At 64.2% G+C, this 19421-nt stretch carries 19 protein-coding genes; 8 read left to right on the forward strand and 11 right to left on the reverse strand.

Going from position 1 to position 19421, the window contains the following annotated elements; translation table 11 throughout:
* The first annotated feature begins 21 nt into the window (after window positions 1-21).
* The 3 genes from CH262_RS23870 to CH262_RS23880 are packed head-to-tail and all read left to right on the forward strand — an operon-like array spanning window position 22 to window position 2140.
* A complete protein-coding gene (locus CH262_RS23870; protein WP_179275092.1) occupies window positions 22-411 on the forward strand; it encodes an STAS domain-containing protein in 390 nt (129 codons plus the stop codon).
* Complete coding sequence (locus CH262_RS23875) at window positions 408-842, forward strand: ATP-binding protein (protein ID WP_032368860.1); 435 nt, start codon at window positions 408-410, stop codon at window positions 840-842. Before CH262_RS23870 ends, CH262_RS23875 begins: the two co-directional genes overlap by 4 nt.
* A gap of 17 nt (window positions 843-859) precedes the next feature.
* A complete protein-coding gene (locus CH262_RS23880; RefSeq protein WP_094718568.1) occupies window positions 860-2140 on the forward strand; it encodes a PP2C family protein-serine/threonine phosphatase in 1281 nt (426 codons plus the stop codon).
* On the opposite strand, the gene dctA is transcribed toward CH262_RS23880, so the two are convergent.
* The 6 genes from dctA to CH262_RS23910 all read right to left on the reverse strand — a co-directional run bounded on the left by dctA (window position 2062) and on the right by CH262_RS23910 (window position 9229).
* The gene (gene dctA / locus CH262_RS23885; RefSeq protein WP_094718569.1) at window positions 2062-3492 is read right to left on the reverse strand and encodes a C4-dicarboxylate transporter DctA; all 1431 of its coding nucleotides are present in this window, start codon (window positions 3490-3492) and stop codon (window positions 2062-2064) included. The genes CH262_RS23880 and dctA overlap by 79 nt on opposite strands.
* 154 nt (window positions 3493-3646) lie before the next feature.
* Entirely contained in the window at window positions 3647-4426 is a 780-nt protein-coding gene (locus tag CH262_RS23890) for an ABC transporter ATP-binding protein (protein WP_094718570.1), read from the reverse strand.
* The gene (locus CH262_RS23895; protein WP_080729059.1) at window positions 4423-5412 is read right to left on the reverse strand and encodes a FecCD family ABC transporter permease; all 990 of its coding nucleotides are present in this window, start codon (window positions 5410-5412) and stop codon (window positions 4423-4425) included. The genes CH262_RS23890 and CH262_RS23895 overlap by 4 nt, the downstream gene beginning before the upstream one ends.
* Window positions 5413-5471: 59 nt before the next feature.
* Window positions 5472-6518: an ABC transporter substrate-binding protein gene (locus CH262_RS23900; RefSeq protein WP_027496182.1), complete on the reverse strand. Its 1047-nt coding sequence runs from the start codon at window positions 6516-6518 to the stop codon at window positions 5472-5474.
* Between the two features lie 114 nt (window positions 6519-6632).
* Window positions 6633-7562 (reverse strand): MBL fold metallo-hydrolase, encoded by a 930-nt coding sequence (locus CH262_RS23905; RefSeq protein ID WP_256988968.1) that lies wholly within the window; start codon window positions 7560-7562, stop codon window positions 6633-6635.
* A 2-nt stretch (window positions 7563-7564) separates the two neighbouring features.
* Complete coding sequence (locus CH262_RS23910; RefSeq protein WP_032368892.1) at window positions 7565-9229, reverse strand: FAD-binding dehydrogenase; 1665 nt, start codon at window positions 9227-9229, stop codon at window positions 7565-7567.
* 128 nt (window positions 9230-9357) lie between these two features.
* Here CH262_RS23910 and CH262_RS23915 point away from each other — a divergent pair, with 128 nt between their 5' ends.
* Entirely contained in the window at window positions 9358-10560 is a 1203-nt protein-coding gene (locus CH262_RS23915) for a helix-turn-helix domain-containing protein (protein WP_218829325.1), read from the forward strand.
* A gap of 113 nt (window positions 10561-10673) precedes the next feature.
* Here the strand turns inward: CH262_RS23915 and CH262_RS23920 are convergent, their stop codons facing one another.
* Entirely contained in the window at window positions 10674-11573 is a 900-nt protein-coding gene (locus CH262_RS23920; protein WP_094718573.1) for a 3-hydroxyacyl-CoA dehydrogenase, read from the reverse strand.
* A 159-nt stretch (window positions 11574-11732) separates the two neighbouring features.
* Between CH262_RS23920 and CH262_RS23925 the strand changes: the two genes are divergently transcribed.
* Complete coding sequence (locus tag CH262_RS23925) at window positions 11733-12098, forward strand: DUF1330 domain-containing protein (RefSeq protein ID WP_032385547.1); 366 nt, start codon at window positions 11733-11735, stop codon at window positions 12096-12098.
* A gap of 41 nt (window positions 12099-12139) precedes the next feature.
* On the opposite strand, the gene CH262_RS23930 is transcribed toward CH262_RS23925, so the two are convergent.
* The 4 genes from CH262_RS23930 to CH262_RS23945 all read right to left on the reverse strand — a co-directional run bounded on the left by CH262_RS23930 (window position 12140) and on the right by CH262_RS23945 (window position 16327).
* Window positions 12140-12964 carry a dienelactone hydrolase family protein gene (locus tag CH262_RS23930; protein ID WP_094714738.1) on the reverse strand — a complete coding sequence of 275 codons (825 nt, stop codon included), beginning with the start codon at window positions 12962-12964 and terminating at the stop codon, window positions 12140-12142.
* Between the two features lie 30 nt (window positions 12965-12994).
* Window positions 12995-13330: a DUF2834 domain-containing protein gene (locus tag CH262_RS23935; protein WP_135046238.1), complete on the reverse strand. Its 336-nt coding sequence runs from the start codon at window positions 13328-13330 to the stop codon at window positions 12995-12997.
* 70 nt (window positions 13331-13400) lie between these two features.
* The gene (locus CH262_RS23940; RefSeq protein ID WP_027496175.1) at window positions 13401-14693 is read right to left on the reverse strand and encodes an MFS transporter; all 1293 of its coding nucleotides are present in this window, start codon (window positions 14691-14693) and stop codon (window positions 13401-13403) included.
* Window positions 14690-16327, reverse strand: a complete 1638-nt coding sequence (locus CH262_RS23945) for a class I adenylate-forming enzyme family protein (RefSeq protein WP_094718666.1) — start codon at window positions 16325-16327, stop codon at window positions 14690-14692. The genes CH262_RS23940 and CH262_RS23945 overlap by 4 nt, the downstream gene beginning before the upstream one ends.
* A gap of 153 nt (window positions 16328-16480) precedes the next feature.
* Here CH262_RS23945 and CH262_RS23950 point away from each other — a divergent pair, with 153 nt between their 5' ends.
* From CH262_RS23950 to CH262_RS23960, 3 genes are all read left to right on the forward strand, one after another.
* Window positions 16481-17110 carry a TetR/AcrR family transcriptional regulator gene (locus CH262_RS23950; protein ID WP_094718667.1) on the forward strand — a complete coding sequence of 210 codons (630 nt, stop codon included), beginning with the start codon at window positions 16481-16483 and terminating at the stop codon, window positions 17108-17110.
* Window positions 17111-17192: 82 nt separating this feature from the next.
* Window positions 17193-18401, forward strand: a complete 1209-nt coding sequence (locus tag CH262_RS23955) for an acyl-CoA dehydrogenase family protein (protein WP_094718574.1) — start codon at window positions 17193-17195, stop codon at window positions 18399-18401.
* Window positions 18398-19417 carry a phosphotransferase family protein gene (locus CH262_RS23960; RefSeq protein WP_094718575.1) on the forward strand — a complete coding sequence of 340 codons (1020 nt, stop codon included), beginning with the start codon at window positions 18398-18400 and terminating at the stop codon, window positions 19415-19417. Before CH262_RS23955 ends, CH262_RS23960 begins: the two co-directional genes overlap by 4 nt.
* Window positions 19418-19421: the final 4 nt, after the last annotated feature.

The following is a 19421-nucleotide window of genomic DNA, read 5'->3' on the forward strand; positions in this document are numbered from 1 at the left end:
ATGACAGGTAACCTCGGCCGTATGTCTGACGACCCGACCGGAGAACAGTTCGAGATCGTTTCGGATGTGCACGACGCGACTACCGTCATCACAGTCAGAGGCGAACTCGACCTGGATACCATCCCTCACTTGTCCGCCGCTGCGTTCCCTGCGGCCGACGCCGCGGAACGCGGACTGGTAGTCGACATGACCGATGTGAGCTTTCTGTCGTCGAGCGCCATCACCGTGTTGGTCCGGGTGTCCGACCGACTGCCCGAATCGTCGCGGATGGCACTGGTCGCCGTCGACGGGGTGGTCGTTCGCCCGGTTCAACTCAGCGGAATCGACCGGGTGATGGCCACCTTCACCACCGTTCCCGAGGCTGTGGCGCATGTGCAGTCGAGCGCGGTCGACAGTGAGGGTGGCCGATGACGTCCCACTCGCAGCCCGCCAGTCGGTGGAGTCACACTGCGACCGCTGAGGCTGCTGCTGCCAGCGCCGCTCGGCGCCGACTCCAGGGTTGGGCGCTCGACCTGGGAGTGCATCGGACTCTCGTGGACGACATCGCTCTTGGGGCCTACGAAGCCCTGGCCAACGTCGTCGAACACGCCTACAGCTCCGCGCCCGAACCGGGGACGATGACGATCACCGCAGCGTACGAACGCGAGACGCTGACCGTCACCGTCTCGGACACCGGCACGTGGCGTCCGCCGGCACCGACGACCACACGAAGCCACGGGCTCCAGCTCGCCGAGGCAGTGTCCGACGACCTCACCGTCGACCACCGTCCAGGTCTGGGCACCGTGGTCACCGCAGTGTGGCGGAACCCAGTCACGGCCGAATCAACCGGCCGCCCCTCGTAATCTTGGTAGGAGAAGCCATGACCGCCTCGGCTGCCGAACTACTCGACTCCGCACCGTGCGGGGTTTTTTCGATCGACGTTGCGTCCGGCGACATCCTTTACGCCAACGCGGCGGCCGCTCGCATCACGGCACTGAGTCGGGACGATCTGGTCGGCACCGCAGTCACGGATCTCTTCAGCCCCGAGTTCGCGCAGGTCTTGCGCGACATGCTCGCGGCAGCCACGTCGTCCGACTCCGACTCGCCCATCGGAGTGACGGCGCAACTCACCGGCGCACCCGCATCGGGCTCGCAGACGGCGGTGTCGATGCTCGCCAACAGCCTGCGAGCGGTGTCGGGTGCGACGACGGTGACCATGACACTCCACAACGAGACCGAGCGCCGAGTCCGCGAGCAGCACCTGATGGATGCGCGAATGTACGCCGAGGCAGCTCAGGACGACGCCGAAGCAGCTCTCGACCGATCTCAGGATGCATTGGGCGCGTCGGAGGAAGCCCGCAAGTTGGCGGAAGCCGAAAAGACTCAGGTACAAATTCTGGCCTCGACTCTGCAACGCACACTGTTGCCGCCGATCCTGTCCGCGCCGACGGGCATGCAGGTGGCGGCCCACTACCACCCCGCGTCCATCGACGAAGTGGGCGGCGACTTCTACGACGTGTTTCCCCTCGACAACGCGACGTGGGGTTTCTTCCTCGGCGACGTGAGCGGAAAAGGAGCGGGCGCGGCTGCCGTCACGTCCCTGACTCGATACACGCTGCGGGCCGCAGCGGTCTTCGATCGGGATCCGATCGCCGTACTCGAGAACCTCAACACGGTGCTCCACCACGAGTTTCACGGCGACGATCCGCGATTCTGCACCGTGGTCTTCGGTACCGTCGCGCCGGGACCCGACGGTGCCGTGGTGCACCTCGCCAGCGGTGGCCACCCACCGGCTCTTCGTATCGCGCACGACGGCGTCGTCGAATTCGTGGACACCACCGGCGGGCAGTTGGTCGGAGCCCTCACCGAACCGCACTTCGCCTCGGCGACGGTGACGATGCAGCCCGGTGACGTGTTGGCGTTCTACACCGACGGGCTGACCGAGGCGATCGTCGGCCCGGGCCGAACTCGCTTCGACGACGACGGCAGTCTGCACGCATTCGCCGCCGAACGAGGCCGGACCTCCGCGGCGAAGATCGTCGACGATCTGACCGAATTGTTGGCCTCGTTCGGTGACGGACTTCAGGACGACGTGGCGTTGCTCGCCTTCGAGGTTCCCCCGATCGATACCGATTCCGGCTCGGACCCGACCGACTCGTAGTCCTTCGACTCCTCGATCGCCTCCAACGGCGGTACCTCCTCACCGTCGAGCACTCTGCGCATTCGCTCTTTGTCGAGTTGGCCCTCCCAGTTCGCCACGACGAATGTCGCGACGCAGTTGCCGAGAAGGTTCACCGATACTCGCATGGAGTCCATGATCCGGTCGGCACCGAGCAGCAACGCCACGGCCGCAACCGGGATGGACCCGTGCCCGATGGCCGCAACGGTCGCCGACAATGCGAGGAACGACGAACCCGGTACTCCGGCCATGCCTTTGGAGGTCAGCATCAGGATCAACACCGCAGCGATCTGCTCTCCGAGTGTCAGGTCGACGCCGAGAGCCTGCGCGAGAAAGAGAATGCAGATCGACAGATAGAGGGTTGCTCCGTCGAGGTTGAACGAATATCCCGTCGGAACCACCAGACCGGTGGTCGTGCGGGAGCACCCTGCCTCGGTCAGCTTGACCATGATGCGCGGCAGTACCACCTCCGTCGACGCCGTTCCGAGGGCGAGGAACAACTCGTCCTTGATGTACCGCAGGAACTTCCAGAGGTTGACTCCGGCGAAGTACCGCGCGACGGCCGCGAGAACGAGAATGAACAACACGGCAGCCAGATAGCAGCACGCGATCAGTTTCCCGTAGCTACCGAGCGACGAAATGCCGTACTGGCCGACGATGTATGCCATCGCCCCGAAGGCACCGATGGGTGCCAGGCGCATGATCCAACCGATGATGGTGAAGAAGATGTGGCTGATGTGATCGACGAGTTCGAGCACGATCGGCGGGCCCTTCTCACCGAACTTCGCCAAGGCCAAGCCGAACAGCACGGCGAAGAACAGCACCTGCAGTAGCGCGTTCTCCGCGAATGCCGACACCACAGAGGTCGGAATGATGTTCAGCAAGAAGTCCACGGTGTGCGGCAATTCGCCGCTGCCGGTCTTCTGGTCGACGGCCTCGGCACCGGTGGCCAAGGTCTGCGGGTCGATGGAGAACCCGGAGCCCGGCTTGACGATGTTGCCGACCACCAGACCGAACACGAGCGCGAACGTCGTGATCAGCTCGAAGTAGACCAGGGCCTTGACGCCGATGCGGCCGACGGACTTGAGGTCGCCCACATGGGCGATGCCGATGACGACGGTGCAGAAGATGATCGGCGCGATCAGCATCTTGATGAGCTTGATGAAGCCGTCGGCCAGTGGTTTGAGGTCTGCACCCAGGCCCGGCCAGAGCCACCCGATCGCAATGCCTCCGACTATGCCGATCAGTAACTGCACGAAAAGCGATGCATACCAAGGCTTTCGGCGTACACCGGGTTCGGCTTCCCGGTCCGTTGCGGTCGGTCGTTCTGTCATGCGCTCACCGTTCGATCGAGTTTCCGTCGTGCTCGGCGACACCTCCGTCGCATGGCACCATGTTTCGGCGCGACCATCGTGCGCGAGAAATGTTTCGTCGATGTTGACGGTGATGGTCGATGGTGAAACCAGTCGACTCGATCGGCAGGTCGAGTTACACGTGCACCCCGAGGCCGGGCTCGAATCGGATCGACGGACTGTTGTTCGGTCCATCGTGGGTCACATGGGCACGCACGCGGTACACCCGCGCGATCAACTCCTCGGTGAGCACGTCGGCGGGTGCGCCTGCTGCCACCACCCGGCCCTCGGACAACACCACGAGTTGCGTGCAGAACATCGCCGCCAGGTTCAGATCGTGCAGTGCGATGACGCTCGTGATGGGTAACCGTGCGACCAACGCCAGCAATTCGAGCTGATGATGGATGTCGAGATGGTTGGTCGGTTCGTCGAGCAGCAGTTCCCGCGGCTCCTGAGCCAGGGCGCGCGCGATCTGCGCGCGCTGCCGTTCGCCGCCGGACAGCTGATGCCACAGGCAATGGGCCTTTCCTGCCAGACCCGTGTGCCGCAGTGCAGAATCCACGGCCGCCGCATCTGCAGCTGCGTCTCCGCCGAACGCTCCTCGATGGGGAATGCGGCCGAGCCGTACGACGTCGGCGACGGTGATGTCGAAGTCGGTGTCGGCGTGCTGACTCACCACGGCCACGATCTTCGCGACGTCCTTGCGACGCATCGCGGACAGCTCGGTTCCGTCGAGGGTCACCACGCCCGACGTCGGCCTGACGGCACCGTTCATCAGATGCAGCAGCGAGGACTTGCCGGATCCGTTGGGCCCGAGCAGCCCGACGGTATCGCCCGGGCCGGGCTCGAGGGACACCCCGTCGACGACCAGCGCACCGCCGCGACGCCACGTGACATCGGTTGCCGAGAGTGTCATGACGCCTTCTTCCGTCTGGACAGGATGGCGATGAATGCCGGGACGCCCACCAGTGCGGTACCCACGCCGACCGGCAGCGGCGTCGGCGCGAACGCGACGCGCGACACCGCGTCCACCCAGACCATGAAGACCGCCCCGATCAATGCCGTGACCGGAACGAGGCGACCGTGCCTCGAGCCGACGAGGAACCGCGCTGCATGCGGCAACACGAGCCCGAGGAATCCGATCGCCCCTGCCACACTCACCAAGGTGGCCGTGATGAGGGCGGTCACGACCAGGAGTGCGATGCGAGCCTTGCGTACCGGGATGCCCAGTGAGGACGCCACCTCGTTGCCGAACGAGAACGCGTCGAGCACGAATGCGTAGTAGAAGCAGACGGCTGTCCCGACCGCGACGACTGCGGCGCACAGAATCACGTCGTCCCAGCGAACACCCTCGAGCGAGCCCAGCAGCCAGAACATGACGCCGCGGGTCTCGTCGGAATCGGCGAACGCGAAGATCACCAACGACGTCAATGCCGAGAACAACTGGGTCGACGCCACTCCGGCCAGAATCACGCGGTCGTTGTTGCCGCCGGAGAGTTGAGCGAGCAGCAGCACCAGTCCGAATGCCACCAGTGCCCCGATGAACGCGCCACCGGACAGTCCGAGCGCGGCCCCACCGACTCCGAGGATCCCGACCAGCACCGCTCCTGTGGACGCGCCGGAACTGATGCCGAGCACGAACGGGTCGGCGAGCGGATTGCGGAGCAGCGACTGCATGATGACCCCGCAGATCCCGAGGCCGCTGCCGCATGCAGCTGCCACGAGGCTGCGTGGGAGCCGTTCTTCCCACACGATCGCGTTCTTGGACACCCGGACGGGGATGTCCGCCAGTCCCAGGTGGTTGAGCACGACGTCACGCACGTTGACCAGCGAGATCTGGGCCGGCCCGAGCGTCATCGCGATCGCCACGGAGACGACCAGAAGGAGAACCCCGCCGATCATGACGGCGGGCAGGCCGATCTGTCGTTTCGCCGAGACGCTCGGCTCGGCCGTGGTGGCGCTCAGGACCGAGGCCCGATCTGGTTCAGGCCTGCGGTCAGCTTCTCGACGGCGTCGACCAGCCGAATCGAGGGGTTCATCTCGGCGCCGTGCAGCGAGATGTACCGCTTGTTCTTCACCGCGTCCATGGTGCTGGTGACCGGGTCCGATTCGAGGAACGCAATCTTGTCCTCCAGCTTGTCCCCGGGGAAGCGATTGCGGAGTAGGTCTCCGAGCACCAGCACGGACGGATCGCGGTCCACCACTGTTTCCCACCCGACCGCTTCCCAGTCGTCCTGCAGATCGGAGTAGACGTTGGTGGCACCGACCTGATCGGCGAGGAGGGCAGGCGCTCCGGAGCGGCCGGCGAAGTACGGGCTCTTGGTGTCTGCGAACCAGAACGCGATGCTCTCACCGGTCTTGTCGTTGCCCGATGTGGCCGCGTCGAGACGGCCTTGCAGTTCGCTGATCAAGCTCTCACCGCGTTCCTGGACGTCGAACACCTCGGCCGTTTCGCGAATGGTCTGATACAGCGCGTCCATGGTCAACGGGGTCGTCCGGGGATTGCCACCGTTGACGCTCAGGCCGTTGTCACAGTCGGTGGGTGCGAGATACGTCTCGATGTTCGATTCGGCGAAGCGGCTACGGTCTGCGACACCGCCCTGCTTGTAATGGCGGCCGAACGACGCGGTCACGAAATCCGGGTCGGTGTCGAGCACCACCTCGTAGGTCGGCGCGTTGTCTGCCAACCGCGGTACGGATGCGTTCGCCTCGGCGAGATTCTCGCGGATCGGATCCGTCCACGATGCTGTCCCGACCATGCGATCCTGCAGACCGAGCGACAGCAGGATCTCGGTGGAATCCTGATCGAGAGACACCACTCGCTGCGGCGGAGCGTCGACGGTTACCGACTGGCCACAGTTGTCGAGTACGAGCGGGTAGACGGTCTTGCCGTCGCCGCCCGTGGCCGCGGTCTGCGACACCTCCTCGGACTCACCACATGCGGTGATCAGACCTGCAGCAAGAACCAGCGACGAGAGGGCAGCGACGCGCCTCGTACCTTTTTTCACGGGGTGACCGAACTTTCTCGACGTACTGAGCGGGAGGACGAACAAGAGGAGAGGATACCCTGCCCTATCTTGCTCGACGACCGCCGCGCATTTCGGTCGCTCCCGTTCGGTGCCTCAGACCATGTCTGCCCAGGGGTCCGCACGCCGCCACAGCGTCGGCAACTGCAGTTCGACCCCATCTCTGCGTGCACAGGCGGTCAATACGTCGAGCGAGGTGCGCATGTCGTCGAAGGCGTAGGGCAGCGGTCGCAACGGCCTGTCGAGGGGCCGGAAGAAGTCGTCCCAGTGCGTCAGCACGACGCGCCGAGCCCCCACCGACAACACCGTTTCCCGCCAATACTCGTCGATGTACTCGCGTGTTCGGCGCCCCAGCTGACCGATGGACAGGTACACCACCTCGGCGGAAAGGCCGTCGAGCATGCCCGCTCGGAACCCGGCGCTGCTGTGGACGAGAGCCCGCCTGCCGCTCGGACGGTGTTCGACTGCCATCGACCACGCCTCACCGCACCGGAACGCTCGCACCCGGGCAGGCTGCCGCAATGGCCGGTCGATCGTCCCGTGAGCTCGGTCCGGATACGAGTGAACCGACTCGACGAACGTGACGGTGAAATGACCCAGTTCGACCGCGGAACCGTCGGCGACGACGGTGATGCGAGCGTCCGGCAGCTGCGCGCCCCGCCCGATCTGTGCGGTCGAAGCACCACCGACCAGGACAGCGCCGGTCCGCAGTGCCACCGCTGCGGAGTCGAGGGCATGATCGAAATGAGAATGCGCGCACACCACCGCGTCGAGCGTCCCGATGCCCGCTCTGCGCAACGCACTGTCGATTCTCGGGCCGTCCGAACGTAGCGGCAGCAGAAGGGTTTTCGGCAGGGACGGACGAGAGAAGAAGCCGTCGGTCAGGATCGCCGACTCGCCGTCGTCGAACAGCAGCGTGCTCACCCCGAGAAACGAGACCGACACCGGGGATCGGGGATTCGCCGATGCTGTGGTGGCGATCTCGGCCGCATCGGGCAGTGGGGGTCTACCGAGCGAACGCGGCACTCTCACGCCTGCGCCGCCAGGGCTCGCCCTGCCTGTCGTCCGCCGAAGATGCATCCACCGAGGAAGGTTCCTTCCAAGGACCGGTAGCCGTGCACACCGCCGCCGCCGAATCCGGCGATCTCACCGGCAGCCCACAGCCCCTCGACGGCATTGCCCATCGAGTCGAGAACGCGACCGTCGAGATCGGTTTGAATGCCGCCCAACGTCTTTCGAGTGATGATGTTCAACCGCACCGCGATCAGCGGACCCGACTTGGGATCGAGAATCTTGTGAGGTGCAGCGGTCCGCGCGATGCGTTCACCGCGCGAGCGCCGGGAATTGTGGATGGCAGAGATCTGCAGGTCCTTGGTGAAAGGATTGTCCACCTCACGGTCTCGCGACTCGATCTGACGCCTGAGGTCGACACCGTCGATCAAGTCCTCGCCGGTGATTCGGTTCATGCCCTGGACCAATTCTTCGAGAGAATCTGCGACGACGAAGTCCTCGCCGTTCTTCTTGAATGCCTCCACCGGTTCGCTGGCACCGGGCAATACCCGCCCGAGAACGAGCTTGAGGTTCTTGCCGGTGATGTCCGGGTTCTGTTCCGACCCGGACAACGCGAATTCCTTCTCGATGATCTTCTGGGTCAATACGAACCACGAGTACTCGAAACCGCTGTCCTGGATCGCTTTCAGCGTTCCCAGCGTATCGAATCCGGGGAAGTTCGGAACCGGAAACCGTTGCCCGCGGGCATCGAACCACATCGACGACGGGCCCGGAATGATTCTGATGCCGTGGTTCTTCCAGATCGGATTCCAGTTCTTGATGCCTTCGGTGTAGTGCCACATGCGGTCCTTGTTGACCAGCCGTCCGCCGGCCTTCTCGGTGATGCCGAGCATTCGGCCGTCGACGTGTTCGGGCACTCCGGAGATCAACGACTTCGGCGGCGTCCCGAGCCGCGCCGGCCAATTCTCGCGCACCAGATCGTGATTGGCTCCGATTCCTCCTGCCGTCACCAGCACGGCTCCGGCGCGGAGCTCGAACTCACCCACTTCGACGCGGGTACTTCCTGCCCCTCGCTCCGCGGCACTGGCTTCGAGCATCGCACCGCGAACTCCGACCACCGCTCCCCCGTCGACGACGAATCCGTCGACCCGATGCCGAAAACCGAAGCGCACCAACCCTTTGTCGGCAGCCTCACGTACGCGACGCTCGAACGGCGCGACGACACCCGGCCCGGTGCCCCACGTCAGGTGGAATCGCGGAACCGAATTTCCGTGCCCCTCGGCCAGGTAGCCGCCGCGCTCGGCCCATCCGACGATGGGGACCCATCGCATTCCCTGAGCGTGGAGCCACGACCGCTTCTCACCTGCCGCGAAATCGAGGTATGCCCTGGCCCACCGATGACCCCAGTAGTCTTCCCCTGCAGGGTCGTCGATGCCGCGATCGAACGTCGCTGTGCCGAGCCAGTCCTGCCACGCCAGATCCGCCGAATCCTTGATGCCCATTCGACGCTGTTCGGGCGTGTCGACCATGAACAGTCCGCCGAGGGACCAGAAGGCCTGACCACCCAGGTTCTGCTCGGGTTCCTGGTCGAGGAGCAGCACGCGCTTTCCCGCGTCGGCCAGTTCGGCGGTTGCCACCAGTCCGGCCAAGCCGGCCCCCACCACGATCACGTCTGCGTCCATTGCCCCACTCTTCTGCTCGACCCGGGTGTCTCCCTCGACTGTGCTGTCGTCGGCCTCGGAACTCAAGGAAATCGAGTCGAATGAGTATAGGATTTATCAGGTGCTGATAAAGAGTGCGAGGTAGATCGATGTACCCGGCGCGGGTCGCCGTGGTCGCGAAGATCGAATCGGATCTGGGCTCCGTCGTCACATCCGCAGTACACGCGATTCGCGACGCGATCCCGGTCTACCGATCACTGCAGGGTGCACAATTGGCCGATGTCGAGGCCATCGCGTATTGGTCACTGAGGCGGTTGATGGCCCTGTGGGCGCACGGCGATCGGACGATCGACGACCGCGACCACAAGAGATTCCGAGCCATAGGTTCCGCACGCGCGGCAGACGGGCGGCCGCTGGCCGATGTGCTGCGCGCGTATCGAGTCGCGTCGAGCGTGTTCGTTCGGCACGTGACAACGGAGTATCTGGAAGTACTCGACCCGCCGGACATCGCCGAACTCGGCCTGGGCGTGCTCGACGCGATCGACGCCATATCCGAGGAGATCATCGGTGCGTATGTCATTGCGCGCGAACAGCTCACATCCAACCGTGCGCAGGCGCACGCCGCGTTGCTCGACGACTTGCTGGCTGCCAGACACAACTCACCCGGGGCGGTGTCGGACCGTACTCGCGAACTCGACCTGAAGCTGCCGACGCACCCGAACCTGCTCGTGGTGCAGTCCACCGATCCGGGCCGACCCATGTCCGACGACACCGTCGAGTCTCTGGTGCTTGCGATGGGCCTCGTCCCTCCGGACCGCACCACAACGGCGGATCAACGGACACACTTGTGCACTCGGCGCGAACAACGCGCGATCGCGCTGCTGCCGCCGTCGATCCATCGCGCCGAGGTCGACCTCGCGTGTCGGGATCTGCGGCTGCGCGGATGCCTCGTGGAGAGATCGACCGTTACCGATATCAGCAGTTCGTGGCGACTCGCCTCGGAAGCGCTCGAGACCGCACCGGATCACGCGTTCGACGGCCGGGCACTGCTCGATCAGGGCGACGGTCAGCTGTTGGCACTGTTGACAGCGCGCCCGACCGCCGACACGAGCGAGGTGGTGCGTAGCGTGCTCGGCCCGCTGACCGAGGCAGCGAACGAGCATATCCTGCTGGGTCTTTCGGCCTTCATCTCCACCGGCACAGCAACGGCTGCAGCCGCCCGACTGCAGGTGCACCCGCAGACTTTGCGCTATCGACTGCGCCGGGCTCAGGAACTGACCGGACGGGATCCGCGTTCGGCGTGGCATCGGTTGGCGCTGGACACCGCGATACAACTACGCCAACTCGGTTGACCCGGCTCGGCTGAATTCGGCGTCGCCGGTGGTCATGCGCACATGCGCCCATGACCGATTACTCGAGCCCGGGTCGTCGATCCCAGGATCACCGACAGGCGGGATCGAGTGATTCAGTTGATGTTCCACGACTCGACAGCATCGAGTCGCCGGCCGTCGGAGTCGTACGTGTAAAAGCCTTCACCGTCCCCGAGACCGGTCTTTCCCGCGTCGATACCCTTTTGCAGTATGTCGGCAAATTTGACCTGATCCTCGCCACCGTGTGCGCGCGCGATATGTGCTGCGACGTTGAAGCCGACAGTGTCGTATATCTGGAACGGACCGGCGGGTGCCCCGGTGGCTATGCGCCACACGTTGTCGATGTCCGCCGGATTTGCAACCCCGCCGACGTAGAGGTTGGCTCCCGCTTGCAGCAGCGGGATCAGAAGACTGTTCAGCACGTATCCCGGAATTTCCTTTCGGACCGGAACGGGAACGAGACCGATCTCCGAAGCAAAGCTCAGGACGACATCGAAGTAGACAGGATCTGTTGCAGCAGTTGCCATCACCTCACCGGTGTTGTATCGCCACACGAGATTGGCGAAGTGCAATGCGAGAAACTTTTCCGGCCGCCCGGTGGCCTCGGCGAAACTGCTGGGCAGTAGCGACGACGAGTTGGTCACAAAGACAGTTTTCGGCGGGGCGGACGCGCCGATATCCGACCAGACCTTCTTCTTCAGGTCGAGATCCTCCGGAACTGCTTCGATCACCAGGTCGGCGTCCGAAACAGCCTCCGCGACGTTGGTGGTGGTCGTGATGGATTCGATGGCCTTGTCGAAGCGCGCCTCGTCGAAAGTCTTCAGGTCACGCTTGTAGTATCCGCGCATCCATTCCCAGCGGTCCGGCAGCTTGGCCAGAAGTTCGTCGGAAATGTCGTATCCCACAACGGTTTTTCCGTGGTAGGCAGCCTGCATCATGATCTGTGAACCGAGCACTCCGGTTCCGAATACGGTCACGTTCTCAACATCGGACATAGACGACACACTTCCCTCTATCGAGTCACTGGTTTCCCGCTCCCCCAGTTCTACCGCTGAGCGCGGAGCCACCGTCTCGTGGGGGCCGACAGCGGATCGACTCGACCGACAACAGCGCTTCGCACTCCACAGGATCGACGGCTCACGCATACTCGAACGATGGCTGTCGATCCCCGCGGAAGAGACCTGAAGCGCTACCTCGAAGAAGATCCCGGCGGTCCGGTGGTGATGCTCAACCTGCTTCGGTTCGCCGAGGGTGGTCGCGACTCCTACGCAGAATATGCGAAAGCACTGGACGAGACTTTCCTCCCGCGCTACGGCGCGACGGTGCTGTACGCGGGCGACGGTTCGACCGCACTTGCCGCCGAGGACGGGCAGGCCTGGGATGCAGTACTCCTGGTCCAGTACCCGTCACGTAGGGCGTTCAGCGAGATGGTGGCCGATCCCGAATATCAGACGGTGACGGCGTTACGGACCGCCGCGTTGAAGGAGGCGGTTCTGCAGGCCACGATTCCGTGGTCGTGAATTCGACCTTCGGCTTCGCATCGTGTTCGCGCCGCGGGGCTTCACGGCGTTGCGAGCAATTTACTGCGGAACAGGTCGAGTACCTGGTCCAGAGCCTGCCGCGTCGGCTGACCCGGCTCGTCGATGAGTCCTTCCGTCACGACGGAGTGCGGCGGTCCGAAGGCTTCCGGATTGAACGAGGAGTCGGGCAATTCCACGGAGACGAATGCGTCGCCGAGTTGTTCCCTCAGAAACTCGAACCGTGCAGGGGGACACATCCTGTCGCCCTGGAACCGCATACCGAGAACAGTGAGATCTCCCGCAGCACAACGGCTTTTCACCTTCGAAAGGTCGCCGGCACTGATGTCGATGGAACGACTGCGTGACTTCGATGCCGCGAACGGAAGTGACGGTTGCGACAGCACCGGTGCGATCAATCGATCGTCGGCGGCCATGGCCAGGGCGAACCCGCCCGTGAAGCACATTCCGATGGCACCGACCCCCGGTCCGCCGCACCGCTCGTGTTCCTCGGCCGCCAGAGCACGCAGCCACACCACGACTCGCGACGACTTGCCGGTGGCCAGGATGGTGAATTCTCGACTGATACACGCCGGCACGATGGCGCGAGAGATCGTTGCCACCGTCCCGAGCACGCCCAGGGGCGCGGTCGAAGGATCCTTGCCGTCGACGCCGAACAGGTGCGGCACGATCGCGGTGCATCCGATCCCGGCGACGGTGCGCGCGAAATCCGCCACTCTCGGCGTGATGCCCGGCATTTCGGACATCACGATGACCGCCGGGCCGGTGCCGATTCGATAGACAGGCGCCGTGCGCCCGTCTGCGGTGAACTCGGTTCGCTCGAAGTCGGCAAGGGCGTCATCTGTCATCGAAGCGGTCCTCTTTCTCGATCGGCGACATCACTGCGAATACTCACGCAGCAACAGGTACAGCGGAAGCGCGAAGCAGATTCCCACCGAGCCGGTACCGACGGGAACCAGCCACCAGTGTTTGACGCCATGATCTTTGGCATCCCCTCTGGACCAGATTCCGAAAGCGATACTGGTGATACCGAGGTCGGCGGTCAGGGCTCGCGTCGGCGTGGACGCCACCCATTCGGAGAAGAACTTCGCTGCGCTGCCCGCGCTCACCCCGTGCTCGCGAAAGTAGCCGACGACGTAGGCATTGGGGACGACGAAGCCGATGACGGTCAGCAGCAGCAGGAGGCGTCGACGAGTGGCGTCTGCGGTTCTCATGACCTCAACGTAGAGCACCGCGCAACACCACCGGCGTGTCGTTCGATTCGACCGAGTCGGCCGGTCCGAGTCAGACGTCTTCGAGCCGGATGCCTTTGGTCTCCTTCATGTAGAAGCAAGCGACTCCGGTCAGGGCAGCGAGGAACATGATGTACACGCCGAAGACCCAGCCCAGATCCAACCCGAGGAACAGCTGGTTGAGATACGGTGCCGTTCCGCCGAACACCGCCACCGAGAACGAGTAGGCGAATCCGATTGCCTGCGTGCGGAGTCGGGTGGGAAAGCTCTCCGACAACGTCGACGACAGAATCGAGGCCGGGACGGCGATGACGAGCAGGGCCACCGTCGACGGCAGTAGCAATGACCACCACTGCGTGGAGATCAGCATCGTCAGCGGGATCTGCAGCACGAACATCAGCACTGCGAATGCCGCCAGCATCGGCCGCCGACCGATCGAATCCGAAAGGCGACCGAAGAACGGTAGCGACACCAGCGCTATCAACTGCGCGACGACGAGCATCCAGTAGGCGGTGTCCGGGTTCATCCCGCGCTGCGTGATGGCGAACGTCGACACGTAGGAGGTCCAGGTGTAGTGCGCCGCCGTGATTCCCGACGTCATTCCGATCATCAACACGATCGCTTTGACGACGGTCTTACGCGCGATCGGTTCTTGTTCGACCTTGTTCTGCTCCGAGTCGAACACCTCGCTCTCGTCCATGTTCTTGCGCAGGTAGAGAGCGAACAGAGCGAGGAGCGCGCCGAGGAGGAAGGGGATGCGCCAACCCCATTGCCCGACAGCAGAATCCGACAGGGTGGAGGTGATGACGCCACCCACTGTGTATGCCAGAGCCGATCCACCGAAGATGGCGACGAACGCGACGCTGCCCCACATGCCACGTCGGTTCGGTGGTGCGATCTCGCCGACGTAGGAATACGCCGTCGCCGACTCGCCGCCGTGCGCGAAACCCTGCATGACGCGTGCGAGCAACAGCAGTACCGAGGCCCAGGCCCCGATCGCACCGTAGGTGGGCATGATGCCGATCAGCAAGCTGCCGGTTGCCATCATCAGCATCGTGGTGACAAGGACGAACTTACGGCCCTTCTTGTCCGCGATTCGTCCGAACACGATGCCGCCGAGGGGCCGCATCAGGAATCCGACGGCGAACACCGCAAGCGTGGACAGCAATGCCGAGACAGGATCGGCCTGGCTGAACATGGCCGCCGCGATGAACGGGGCGAACACTGCGTAGGCACTCCACTCGTACCATTCGAGTACGTTGCCTATCGTGCTGGCGAACAGCGATTTCTTCCGTGAGGAAATATCCGGTGCCGAGCGGGTGTCGTGCGATGATCCGACAGTCATGGAGTGCCACTTTCGATCGAATTATTCTTCACAGGAACAGGTTTGAGTGCTGCACGTCGAATCTTCCCGGTCTGGGTTTTGGGAAGTTCGTCGATGATGTGGATGGATTTCGGACGCTTGTACGCGGCCAGTCGTTCACGCGCGAAGGCCATCAGTTCATCCGGCGTCGTGGTGGCGTCGCGCCGGAGTGACACGTACGCCACCACCGATTCCCCTTGATAGTCATCCGGCCTGCCCACCACAGCGGCCTCGAACACCGCTGAATGTTCGTAGAGTGCATCTTCGACCTCTCGGGGCCACACTTTGTATCCCGACACGTTGATCTGGTCCTTGAGCCGGTCGACGAGATACACCCAGCCGTGTTCGTCGATGATCGCCACGTCGCCTGTGCGCAGACGTCCCTCTGGCATCGTCGACTCGGACGCGTCCGGATTGCGCCAGTAGCCCGACACCACCTGCGGACCCGAGATCTCCAGTTCCCCTGCAACTCCCGGGGGTGTCGGCCGGCCCGAAGGATCGAGCGTTCGTAACGTCACGCGCGGAAGAGGCAACCCGACGGAGAGTGAACCGCTGGCCGCGTCCACCGGCGCGCGCACGCCGGGTGGCACGGCAATGACTCCCGCCGTGGTTTCGGTCATCCCGTATGCGTTGTGGATGTAGCAACCGAATTGGGACTCGAACGCGGCGACGGTGGCGGGCGGAATCGGTGCGCCTCCGGAATACAACGCCTTCACCGACTCGAAGTGGGCCCTCGTCGCACCCTCGGTTGCGGAGATCGCGTTGAACACCGTGATCGAACCGATGGTGTAGGTGACACGATGCTCGACGACAGCGTCGAGAGTGACTGCCGCGTCGAAACGATGCGCGAACACGAGCATGCAGTCGCGAATCAGGGCCACCGCCGCGTCGAGCATCGCGCCGGTGATGTGAAACAGCGGTGCGACGGCAAACACGACGTCGCCGTCGTCGAGACCGGCCCGTTCCCCGAAATCGAGGGCAGTCGCGAAGGCGTTCGCGTGCGAGATCTGCGCGCCTTTCGGCGGACCCGTGGTTCCTGACGTGTAGGCCAGTAGCGCGAGATCGTCCGGCCTGGGATCGAATTCGGGGAAAGATCGACCACGGTAGCGGTCGATCAGACCCATCAGATCGTCGTCGGGCCGGGGTGTCACGCGTGACGTCGACGCAAAGACTCGTGGGTCGTCGCGTGTCTGCAGGTCCAGTCCGCTGGTGCTCACGAGCAGTCGAATCGAACTGCCGCGCAACGTCGCCCCCACAGAATCGAGATCATGTTCGTCGCAGACGAGCGCGACAGGTTCTGCATCGTCGATCAAGGTGCGAAGTTCACGGTTGCGGTACATCGGGTTGAGGATCAACGCGACCGCCCCGATCTTCCACAGCGCGAGGAACGTCAAGGCGTACTGCGGAATGTTCTGCAGATAGATGCCGACGCGATCGCCCTGTGACACTCCTCGATCGAACAGTGCGGCGGCAAGTGCATCGGACGCCTCGTCCACCTCGCGCACCGTGAGCACGGCGTCGAAGTACGCCAGCGCCGGCCGGTCCGGGGTGTTGGCGACTCGGCTACGCCAGGCGTCGAGAACAGTCGCAGGCCCGGTCGCGCTGTCGAGGGTCATGAACGGCCCTTCCGCTCGAGCAGACTTTCGGCCCACGTGGACCGACCGAACACTCGTTCGGTATGCTGTCTCGATAGTGTTGCGGATCACAACTTCGGTGTCAACCCGGTGCGAACGCCCGGCCCAGTTCGCTGCGCCCTCTACGGTGATCGCATGACCTCGATCGGCGACTGGCGAACATACGAGGGCGCGGCACTGTCCCCAGCGCTGGCGTCGGCCTTGCGCATCTTCGTCGAGCAGGGCTACCACGGCACGTCGGTGCGGCAGATCGCCGCGGGTGCCGGCTTGTCGGTTCCCGGTCTGTATCACCACTTTCCGTCGAAGCAGGCCCTCCTGGTCGGCATCATGAATGCGTCGATGGACGAACTGTTACACCGGACTCGATCGGCCATGGACGGGGCGGGTTCGTCGCCGAAGGACCGATTCGACGCGGTCGTGGAGTCCTTGCTGCTGTTCCATATCCATCGCCGCGATGCCGCGTTCGTGTGCTCCACCGAGATTCGCAGTCTCGAGCCGGCCAACCGCGCCGCCTACATCGCCAAGCGCGACGAAGAGCAACGACTGCTCGACGCCATCGTCACCGACGGAGTCGAGTCCGGGGTCTTCGACACCCCGCACCCCGCGGATGCCAGCCGGGCCGTCACCACGATGTGCATCGGAGTGGCCACCTGGTACCGACCCGATGGCCCGCTGACGCCGGCCGAACTGGTCGAGGTGTACCTCGATATCGCACGCCGAACGGTCGGTGCCGCGACCGGCCGAGGCACTGCACAGAGGACATGAGTTCCTTGACCGGAACCTGCGTGTATGCCAGTCTTCAAGGGACCGAGCGAGTGTTCGGTCGGTATCGACCAGGGAGTGCAGAATGGCCATCGACCTCACCTTCGACGCAGACGTCGAGAAGCTGATCGACCGAACGCGGACGTTCACTCGCGAATACGTGCTCCCGATCGAGGATCGGTTTCTGGGCAATATCGCCGACGCAGGCGGCGACGGGCTCCGGGTCGAGATGCAGTCCGCAGCCAAGGAAGCGGGCGTGTTCGCACCGCACGCACCCGTCGAATACGGTGGGCACGGTCTGTCGATGAGCGACCGCGCACCGGTGTTCGAGGAAGCGGGCTACTCCCTGTTCGGCCCCATCGCACTCAATCTCGGCGCACCCGACGAGGGCAACGTCCACATGCTGGCGCACATCGCATCGCCGGCACAGAAGGATCAATTCCTCGCCCCTCTCGCCCGCGGCGATCAACGATCGGCATTCGCGATGACCGAGCCGGCACCGGGTGCCGGCTCCGATCCCTCGGCACTCACCACTGCGGCCGAACGGACCGACGGTGGATGGAAGATCAGCGGACACAAGTGGTTCATCACCGGAGCCGACGGCGCAGGGTTCTTCATCATCATGGCCCGCACATCCGGAAAGCCGGGTGACCGAGGCGGAGCCACGATGTTCCTCGCCCCGGCCGACACACCGGGCATCACGGTCGGCCGTCATATCGGCACCCTGGACAAAGCCATGATCGGCGGGCACTGCGAAGTGTTCTTCGAGAACGTCTTCGTGCCAGACGAGAACGTTCTCGGGGCCGTCGACGAGGGCTTCGCCTACGCCCAGGTGCGATTGGGGCCCGCCCGTATGACCCACGTGATGCGGTGGCTCGGAGCCTCGAGACGGGCGCACGACATCGCCGTCGCCCAGGTGGCTCAGCGCGAAGGGTTCGGCGGCAAGCTCGGCGATCTCGGCATGATCCAGAAGATGGTCGCCGACAACGAGATCGACATCGCCGCATCCCGTGCCCTGTTGATCAAGGCCTGCTTCGAGCTGGATCGCGGCGGCCACGCGAGCAACGAAACCTCCATCGCCAAAACGTTCGCAGCCGAGGCCATCTTTCGCATCGTGGACCGCAGCATCCAGATGTGCGGCGGGCTCGGGGTATCGGACGACCTGCCACTTGCACGGCTTTCGCGCGAAGTACGTCCGTTCCGGGTCTACGACGGACCGTCGGAAGTGCATCGCTGGGCTATCGCCAAACGAGCGGTCGGGGCAGCGAAGCGCGCCGCACAGGAGCAGTCATGAGCGACCTACCGGGCATGAACCGCGTTGCTCTGGAACGATTCCTGCGTTCCGAGGGCATCGATGTCGACGGTGAGCTGGCGGTCGAGATGATCAGCGGCGGTCGTTCCAATCTGACGTACAAGGTGTACGACGACACCTCGACGTGGGTGGTTCGTCGGCCCCCGACCAGTGGCCTGACCCCGTCGGCGCACGACATGGCCAGGGAGTGGGCAGTGACCGACGCGCTCGCGTCCACCGCGGTGCCGGTGGCCGAGACCGTGGCCTTCGACCGAGAAGGTGCCGTACTCGGCGCTCCGATGACGGTGGTCCGTTTCGTTCCCGGGCGCGTCGTGCGAACACGCGAGGATCTGCGCGATCTGACCGACGAGCAGGTCGCAGACAACGCCGCCGAATTGGTGCGGGTGCTCGCCGAGCTGCATGCCGTCGATCCTGCGGCCGTGGGTCTCGAAAAGTTCGGTCGCCCCGACGGTTTCGTTGCTCGACAGGTAGCCACGTGGGCGCGTCAGTGGCAGACGGTGAAGACACGGGAACTACCCGACGTCGACCGACTTCACCGGGCCCTCGAAGCTGCGGTGCCCACCGGATCGGCGGCGTCCATCGTGCACGGCGATTTCCGAGTCGACAATACTATTCTCGATGCCGAGGACGTGAGTTCTGTTGCAGCCGTGGTGGACTGGGAGATGTCCACACTCGGCGATCCGTTGACCGATGTGGCGCTGATGTGCGTGTACCGGCAACCCGTGTTCGATGCCGTACTCGGTGCCGACGCAGCCTGGACGAGCGACCGCTACCCATCGGCGGCGGATCTGGTGCAGCAGTACGCCGTTCGATCGGGCCGCGAGGTGGACAACTGGGGCTTCTACGTGGCGTTGGCCAACTTCAAGCTCGGTGTGATCGGTGAGGGCATCACCCACCGGGCACTGTCGGGCTCCGATACCGGTGCCGGAGCACGCAACGCCGCCGAAGCAACTGGAGAATTCATCGCGGCCGGCCTCCGAGCATTGTCGGCGGGCTGACCGC

The sequence above is a fragment of the Rhodococcus sp. 05-2255-1e genome, assembly GCF_002259025.1.
In the GTDB taxonomy this organism is placed as follows: domain Bacteria; phylum Actinomycetota; class Actinomycetes; order Mycobacteriales; family Mycobacteriaceae; genus Rhodococcoides; species Rhodococcoides fascians.